At 67.1% G+C, this 8170-nt stretch carries 4 protein-coding genes and 1 pseudogene; all 5 read right to left on the bottom strand.

Translation table 11 applies throughout. From position 1 onward, the window contains the following. Positions 1 to 144: 144 nt before the first annotated feature. Positions 145 to 2256, bottom strand: a complete 2112-nt coding sequence (fusA, locus tag K8V84_RS25490) for an elongation factor G (protein WP_304079405.1) — start codon at positions 2254 to 2256, stop codon at positions 145 to 147. Positions 2257 to 2292: 36 nt separating this feature from the next. Further along, entirely contained in the window at positions 2293 to 2763 is a 471-nt protein-coding gene (rpsG, locus tag K8V84_RS25485) for a 30S ribosomal protein S7 (RefSeq protein WP_067597751.1), read from the bottom strand. A gap of 2 nt (positions 2764 to 2765) precedes the next feature. Next, complete coding sequence (gene rpsL / locus K8V84_RS25480; RefSeq protein ID WP_014912437.1) at positions 2766 to 3137, bottom strand: 30S ribosomal protein S12; 372 nt, start codon at positions 3135 to 3137, stop codon at positions 2766 to 2768. A gap of 472 nt (positions 3138 to 3609) precedes the next feature. Beyond that, positions 3610 to 6039, bottom strand: a complete 2430-nt coding sequence (locus tag K8V84_RS25475; protein ID WP_304079387.1) for a hypothetical protein — start codon at positions 6037 to 6039, stop codon at positions 3610 to 3612. A gap of 150 nt (positions 6040 to 6189) precedes the next feature. After that, positions 6190 to 8170, bottom strand: a pseudogene (locus K8V84_RS25470) (DNA-directed RNA polymerase subunit beta'); the annotation flags it as partial.

The raw sequence follows: 8170 nt of genomic DNA, 5'->3' as shown, positions 1-8170 counted from the left end.
GTGACCGATGGTGCCGATGTTGACGTGCGGTTTGTTCCGCTCGAACTTTGCCTTCGCCACTGGAAGTCTCCTAGACGTACAGATCTATCTGACTGTGGTCCAACCCCGCGGGCACGGGGAAACAGCCGGGTTACGTGTTCGCGACTATTCGCCGCGAACCTTCGCCACGATTTCCGTGGCGACAGCGGACGGAACCTCCGCGTAGGAGTCGAACACCATCGAGTAGTTGGCTCGACCCTGCGTACGGCTGCGCAGGTCACCCACGTAGCCGAACATTTCCGAAAGGGGCACGAGGGCCTTGACCAGTCGGACACCGGAACGGTCGTCCATGGACTGAATCTGTCCACGCCGAGAGTTCAGGTCGCCGACCACGTCGCCCATGTACTCCTCGGGCGTGGTGACCTCAACGGCCATGACCGGCTCCAGGAGAGCCGGCTTCGCCAGCCGGACGGCCTCCTTGAAGGCCATCGAACCGGCGGTCTTGAACGCCATCTCCGAAGAGTCGACGTCGTGGTACTGACCATCGGTCAGCGTCACCTTGATGCCGACGAGCGGGTAGTGCGCGAGCACGCCCAGCTCAGCGGCCTCCTGGCAGCCGGCGTCGACCGAGGGGATGTACTCCCGCGGGATGCGGCCACCGGTGACCGAGTTCACGAACTCGTAACCGGAAGCGGCGCCGTCCTCGGACTGCAGCGGCTCAAGGTCGATCTTGACCTTGGCGAACTGACCCGAACCACCCGTCTGCTTCTTGTGGGTGTAGACGTGGCCTTCGACCTTCTTGCGAATGGTCTCGCGGTAGGCCACCTGGGGCTTACCGATGTTGGCCTCGACCTTGAAGTCGTCGCGCATGCGGTTGACCAGCACCTCGAGGTGCAGTTCGCCCATGCCCGAGATCACGGTCTGACCGGTCTGGTCGTCCGTGGCCACCTGGAAGGAGGGGTCCTCTTCCGCCAGACGCTGGATCGCGATGCCCAGCTTCTCCTGGTCGCTCTTGGTCTTGGGCTCGATGGCCACCTCGATGACCGGAGCCGGGAAGGTCATGGACTCCAGGACGATGGGCGACGACTGGTCGCACAGCGTCTCACCTGTGGTGGTGTCCTTCAGACCCATGACGGCGACGATGTCACCGGCACCGGCCCGCGCGATCTCCTCGCGCTTGTTGGAGTGCATCCGGTAGACCTTGCCGATGCGCTCCTTGCGGCCCTTGATGCTGTTCAGCACCTGGGTGCCGGCTTCGAGGACACCGGAGTAGATCCGCACGTAGGAGAGCTTGCCCAGGTGGGGGTCGCTGACGACCTTGAAGGCCAGGGCGGAGAACGGCTCGTCCACGCTCGGCTTGCGCTCGAGCTTGGTCTCCTCGCTCTCGTCCTTGGGGTCGTGGCCCTCGATGGCCTCGACGTCCATGGGCGAGGGGAGGTAGGCGATGACCGCGTCGAGCAGGGGCTGAACGCCCTTGTTCTTGAACGCGGTGCCACAGACCACGGGCACGGCGGTGCCGGCGATGGTGGCGCGACGGATCGCGGTGACGAGCTGCTCCTCGGTGGGCTCCTGGCCCTCGAGGTACATCTCCATGATCTCGTCGTCGGCGTCGGCCAGAGTCTCGATGAAGGACTCGCGAGCCTCACGGGCGGCGTCGACGTGGGTGTCCGGGATGTCGACGGTGTCGTACATCTCGCCCAGCGGCGTTTCGGCGCTCCAGACGTAGGCCTTCATCTTCACGAGGTCGATGACGCCCTGGAAGTCGCTCTCCGCACCGATGTTCAGCTGGATCGGCATGGCGTTCGCGCCGAGGCGCTCACGGAACATGTCGACACAACGCTGGAACTCGGCCCCGATCTTGTCCATCTTGTTGACGAAGCAGATACGGGGGACGCCGTAGCGGTCGGCCTGACGCCAGACCTGCTCCGACTGGGGCTCGACGCCTTCCTTGGCGTCGAACACCGCGACGGCACCGTCGAGCACACGCAGCGACCGCTCGACCTCGACCGTGAAGTCGACGTGGCCGGGCGTGTCGATGATGTTGATGGTGGTGTCGTTCCACTGGGTGGTGATCGCAGCCGAGGTAATGGTGATACCCCGCTCCTGCTCTTCCTTCATCCAGTCCATCGTCGAGGCGCCATCGTGCGTCTCGCCGAGCTTGTGGTTGACACCGGTGTAGTAGAGGATCCGCTCGGTCGTCGTGGTCTTGCCCGCGTCGATGTGGGCCATGATGCCGATATTGCGGACCTTCTCAAGGTCTAGCAATGTCTTAGCCATGAGGCTCGTCCTTCGGTCTGTTCAGGTCCAGCCGCTTTACCAGCGGTAGTGGGCGAAGGCCTTGTTCGACTCGGCCATCTTGTGCGTGTCCTCACGCTTCTTGACGGCCGCACCGAGACCGTTGCTGGCGTCGACAAGCTCGTTCATCAGACGCTCGGTCATGCTCTTCTCACGACGCTGACGCGAGTAGGAGACCAGCCAGCGCAGGGCCAGCGTGGTGGACCGGGAGGCGCGAACCTCGACCGGCACCTGGTAGGTCGCGCCACCGACACGGCGGCTGCGGACCTCAAGCGCGGGCTTGACGTTGTCCAGAGCTCGCTTCAGAACGACGAGCGGGTCCTGACCGGTCTTCTCACGAGCACCCTCGAGGGCGTCGTAGACGACGCTCTGAGCGATGGAGCGCTTACCGTCGAGCAGCACCTTGTTGATCAGTGCGGTGACGAGCGGCGAGCCGTAAACCGGGTCGGTGATGAGCTGGCGCTTCGGCGCCGGGCCCTTGCGCGGCATGCTTACTTCTCCTTCTTGGCGCCGTAGTGGCTACGGGCCTGCTTGCGGCCCCGGACACCCTGGGTGTCGAGCGAACCGCGGACAATTCGGTAGCGGACACCCGGCAGGTCCTTAACACGACCACCGCGGACCAGCACGATGCTGTGCTCCTGGAGGTTGTGACCAATGCCGGGAATGTAGGCCGTGACCTCGATGCCGCTGCTCAGCTTGACGCGAGCGACCTTACGCAGAGCGGAGTTCGGCTTCTTGGGCGTAGTGGTGTAGACACGCGTGCACACACCACGACGCTGCGGACTCCCCTTCAGCGCCGGGGTCTTGTTCTTTGCGACCTTGTCCTGTCGGCCCTTGCGGACCAGCTGCTGGATGGTGGGCACCGCGTCTCCGTCTTCCTCGTGACCTACGCCGGTTCTCGTAGCCGATATCGCTATTGACCTGCTGAATTTCCCGAAACTCCCCGGCCCCCGCAGTCGGGCGTGTCGACCTCGTTCCCGAGCACGGGAACGGAAGCACACCCGGCCATGAGGCCGATTCACAGGAGAGGGGTTCACATGCGCCGCGCGCCTCGTGTCCGTCCTGTAAAAGGACTGGGGCACCGCACACATGTGTGACCCGTCGACTCACGGGCACAATCACACAGGCTACCGCTACCAGACCAGGCGGTCAAAACGGTGTGCGAGATAGCGAGAACAAACGGAACCGGTTCTCGCGTAGCCGTGGGTCTCCCCTAGTCTACGCGCTCTCAGACTCGTTTCGCCCCAGGTTTCCCTTGGAATGTGACCGCAGGGCCGTCCAAGGAGAACGGCCGCTTCCGGAGGGCCCATTCTCCCCCCGAAAGCGGCCGTGCGGCTACAGAATCACCAAGATCGCGACGGAGATCACCGTGACCACGATGCCCGCCACCGCGAAAACGGTGCCCGTCGTGATCAGACCGAGTCCGTCGAGGGTGCCTCGCGACCCTCGGATCTCCTTCTTGGCCTTGGGGCCCGTGACGAACAACGCGAGGATCGCCGTGATCACACCGAGGAACGGGATCAGCGAGGCGACGCCCAGCCACAGGGTCCGCATCGCGCCCGGCTCGGTGTCGGCCAGGAAGTCGATGCTGTCGTACCCGGGGTAGGAGTCGCCGGCCTCTCCCCCGAGGGGGCGGTCCTCGAAGCCGGGGAAGTCCTCAACGATCCGGTCACGGCGGCGACGGTTCGACTTCGGACGTTCGGTCATCCCGTAGTCGGCGGGGGTGAAGCCATCGTCGTACTCCGGCCCCCTCTCTTCGGCGACCGGTTCCTCCGCGGCCTCGTACCGGGTGTCCGGGGCGTCGCCGGGATCATCGTCGGGAACGTCGTTCCAGGCGTCGGCCGGGACCTGCGGGTGGGAGGAGAAGGGTGATCCCAGGTCGGAGGGGACCCCTGCCACGGGTGTGGAGGGACGGTCGTCGAAACCGGGCTCGTCCGGGGTCCGCTCCTCGTGACCGCGGTCGTCATAGGCCTGGTCGTCGTAACCACGGTCGTCGTAGGCCTCCTGCCGTCCGACGCCCTGGTCCGGGTATCCCGCCTCCCGGTACCCCTGATCGGCGTACCCCTGGTCCGCGTATCCCTGGTCCGCGTATCCACGGCCGTCGTAGGACGGACGACCGTCTTCCGCGAGCCCCTGGTCACCACGGTCGTAGTAGCCCAGCTCGTCGTAACCGCCGGTGTTCCACCCTCCGCCCGCGGGAGCCTCCTGAGCGCGGTCGGTGGAACGCGCGCCGGCCGCTCCGTAGTCATCGAGGCCACGACCGTCGAACCCGAGTTCGTCGTGGGGCATCGCGGGGCCGCTGTCGGACCCGTACGCCGGCGGCTCCTCGTCATGGACGGCCGGAGCGAAAATCCGGGTGGCGTTGTCGGCGCCCCGGCTCCAGGAGGGTTCCTCGGCCGGGTCCGGGTGGTACCCCTCCGGTTCCTCGGTCTCCTTGGCCTTGGCCCGCGACTGCATGTTCGCGATCGCGGCCAGCGGGTCCTCGGACGTGGGCACCGCGGCGGACAGTTCCCCGGTGTCGGGGCCCCCGTCGCGTTCGGTACGGATCTCGTCCAGACCCGTGGGCTCGGCTCCGGTCTCGCCGCGACGACGTCGCTCGGCGTCCCGGACCACGTCCGGCAACCGCGGGTCGTTGCGGTCGAACGCCCAGGTGTTGCCGCTGCCGGTGCCCAGACCACCGTCGTCGGCGGGCACCGAGGAGCGGAACGGGGCGGAGAGCTCATCGTAGGGCTCCGAGTACGCCTCGCCGGGCCGCTCCCCCGGTGGCTCCTCCTCGACGGGGGACGCCTCGTAGCGGCGATCCTCCAGGTAGGAGGGCGCGGGGTCGACCCAACGCTCCGGCTCGGATCCGGCCCAGGGATCGGCCTCGCCGACGGTCTCCCGATCCGGCCCGGGGTTCGGACCCGGGGTCCAGTCGTCCAGACCGTCGGTGCCGTATCGGGGCACCGGGTCCTCCGCGGCCGCGAGGTCGGTTCCCCACGCGTCCGAGGTCCGGGCACCGGTGGTCGCCTCCTCGGCCCAGGAGTCATGAGCGGCCGCAGGGCCGCTCTCCTCCGGCTCCTCCGGCGGCAACGGGACCTGCGCGCTGGCGGCGATGCCCGGATAGCCTCCGGTCCGGCTCGGGCCATCCTCCGGCTCCCGGACGGGTTCCCGGTCGGGCTCGGCGCCCCACGACGGTTCCGCTCCGGGAGGGACCTGGGAGGACACGTTCTCCGAAGGGGTCTCCGCGCTCTCCTCGTGGCCGGGCCACAGCGGCTCGGCGGGGTCCCGTGGTTCCGTGGACGGTTCCCAGGACGGCACCCGAGGAGCGGCCGCGGCGACGTCCCCTGTGCGGGCACCCCACTCGGGGTGGGTGTTCGGTACGGGGGGCTGGTCCGGGGTCGAGGGCTCCCAGGCCGACGGCCGCTCACCCGGGGTCCGCGTCACCGGCTGATAGGCACCGCTGCCCGCGCCCGGGTAGGAGATGCCGGGTGGCCCCTGAGGTTCGGGGCTCGCCACGGGGGGTGTGGGCGGAGCGCCCAGCGCGTCAGGGTAGGGCTCGACCAGGGCCGGGCGCGACGCGCTCAGCCCCGAATATCCGCCGCTGTCGGGAAAGACCGCGGCGGGTTCCTGCGGGGCGACGCCCTCGGGCTCGTCCCCGTCCTTGTCCATGGGGTCCTGGTAATCGGACTGTGTTCGGAAACGGTTCTCACTGGGCTTGAACCAGGAGTCCGCGTCCTCTCCGGACGACCGGTTCCCCGGCTCTGCGCCCCCGTTATCGCTCACTTGCCTGCTCTCCCGCCGGCGCCGCGGCGCCCTCTCCCCGTCAACACAGCGGTGTGTCGACCCACAACAACGAAACGGCGGCGGGGCCACCCCCCGTGATGGGGGTGGCTGACCGCCGCCGTCAGCTCAGCCAACGTTCAGTTCGGCTGCTTACCGGTTGTACGGCCCGAAGTCGTACTCCTCCAGTGGCACGGCTTCTCCCGAACCCTGCCCGAAGGTGTACTCGCTCGGCTCCTCGTAGCCCGAGACCGAGTACATCGAGGCCTTGGCCTCCTCGGTCGGCTCGACCCGAATGTTCCGGTACTGCGGAATGCCCGTACCGGCCGGGATGAGCTTACCGATGATCACGTTCTCCTTGAGGCCGAGCAGCGGGTCGCTCTTGCCGTGGATCGCGTTCTCGGTGAGCACCCGGGTGGTCTCCTGGAAGGAGGCCGCGGACAGCCAGGACTCCGTGGCCAGCGAGGCCTTGGTGATACCCAGCAGGACCGGACGTCCGGCGGCGGGCTGGCCGCCTTCGGACACCACGCGCCGGTTGATGCGCTCGAACTTGGGCCGCTCGACCATCTCACCGGGCAACAGCTCGGTGTCGCCGGACTCCAGGATGTTCACTCGCTTGAGCATCTGGCGAACGATGATCTCGATGTGCTTGTCGTGGATGGACACACCCTGCGACTTGTACACCTCCTGGACCTCCGACACGAGGTGCTGCTGCACCGCGCGCGGGCCCTGGATGCGAAGCACCTCGTGCGGGTTGATCGCACCCTGGATGAGCTGCTGACCGACCTTGACGTGGTCGTCGTCGGTCACCAGGAGCTGGGCACGCATCGGGACCGGGTAGGCGATCTCGTCGGTGCCGTCGTCCGGGATCACGACGATCTTGCGGCTCTTCTCGGTGTCGTCGATCCTGATCCGGCCCTCCATCTCGGAGATCGGGGCCACACCCTTGGGGATGCGGGCCTCGAAGAGCTCCTGGACACGGGGCAGACCGTGGGTGATGTCCTGACCGGCCGAACCACCCATGTGGAAGGTACGCATGGTCAGCTGGGTACCGGGCTCACCGATGGACTGGGCCGCGATGATACCGATCGCCTCACCGACGTCCACCGGCTTGCCGGTCGCCATGGAGCGGCCGTAGCAAGTGGTGCAGACACCGATCTTCGCCTCACAGGTCAGCGACGAGCGGATGCGCACCCGGGTGATACCGGCGGCGACCAGCTTGTCGATGTTCTGCTCGGAGGTGTCGGACAGGGTGGGCAGCACCACGTTGCCGTCGGCGTCCAGCACGTCCTCGGCGAGGGTACGGCCGAAACCGGTGTTCTCGACGTTGTGCTTGCGACCGACGACGCCGGCGGCGTTCTTCTCACCGATCTCGTGCCACAGGGAACGGTCGGTGTTGCAGTCCACCTCGCGGACGATGACGTCCTGGGCGACGTCCACCAGACGACGGGTCAGGTAACCCGAGTCGGCGGTACGCAGCGCGGTGTCGGCCAGACCCTTGCGCTGACCGTGCGTGGAGATGAAGTACTCCAGCACGGACAGGCCCTCACGGTAGGAGGACTTGATCGGACGCGGGATCGTCTCACCCTTGGTGTTGGAGACCAGACCACGGATACCGGCGATCTGGCGCACCTGCATCGGGTTACCACGCGCACCGGACTGGACCATCATCCACACCGGGTTGTCGGCGGGGAAGTTGTCCTCCATGTTCTTGGCGACCTCGGCGGTCGCCTCGGTCCACAGCTCCGTGAGCTCCTTGCGGCGCTCGTCATCGGTGATCAGACCACGGTCGTACTCACGCTGCAGCTTGTCGGCCTTGCGGTCGTACCGGGCGAGGATCTCCGCCTTCTGCGGCGGCGCGACGACGTCCTCGATGCCGATGGTCAGACCGGACCGGGTGGCCCAGCGGTAACCGGCGTCCTTGAGGGCGTCCAGGGTCGTGGCGACCTGGACCTTCGGGTAGTTCTCGGCGAGGTCGTTGACCAGTGTCGAGACCTGCTTCTTGCCCACCTGGAAGTTGACGTACGGGTAGTCGACCGGAGTGGCCTCGTTGAAGAGGTACCGACCCAGGGTCGTCTCCAGCACGTACACGTCACCCGGCTCCCAGCCCTCGGGCGGGGTCCAGTCCTTGGGT

The organism is Nocardiopsis listeri, from assembly GCF_020741345.1.
Taxonomy (GTDB): Bacteria; Actinomycetota; Actinomycetes; order Streptosporangiales; family Streptosporangiaceae; genus Nocardiopsis; species Nocardiopsis listeri_A.
Note: the sequence above shows the minus strand (reverse complement) of the source record. Positions and strands in the feature narration are given on the sequence as shown.

Bases quoted from the DNA above. Each gene is read 5' to 3' on its own strand.
- fusA (WP_304079405.1), bottom strand. From the start codon at position 2,256: ATGGCTAAGACATTGCTAGACCTTGAGAAGGTCCGCAATATCGGCATC.
- rpsG (WP_067597751.1), bottom strand. From the start codon at position 2,763: ATGCCGCGCAAGGGCCCGGCGCCGAAGCGCCAGCTCATCACCGACCCG.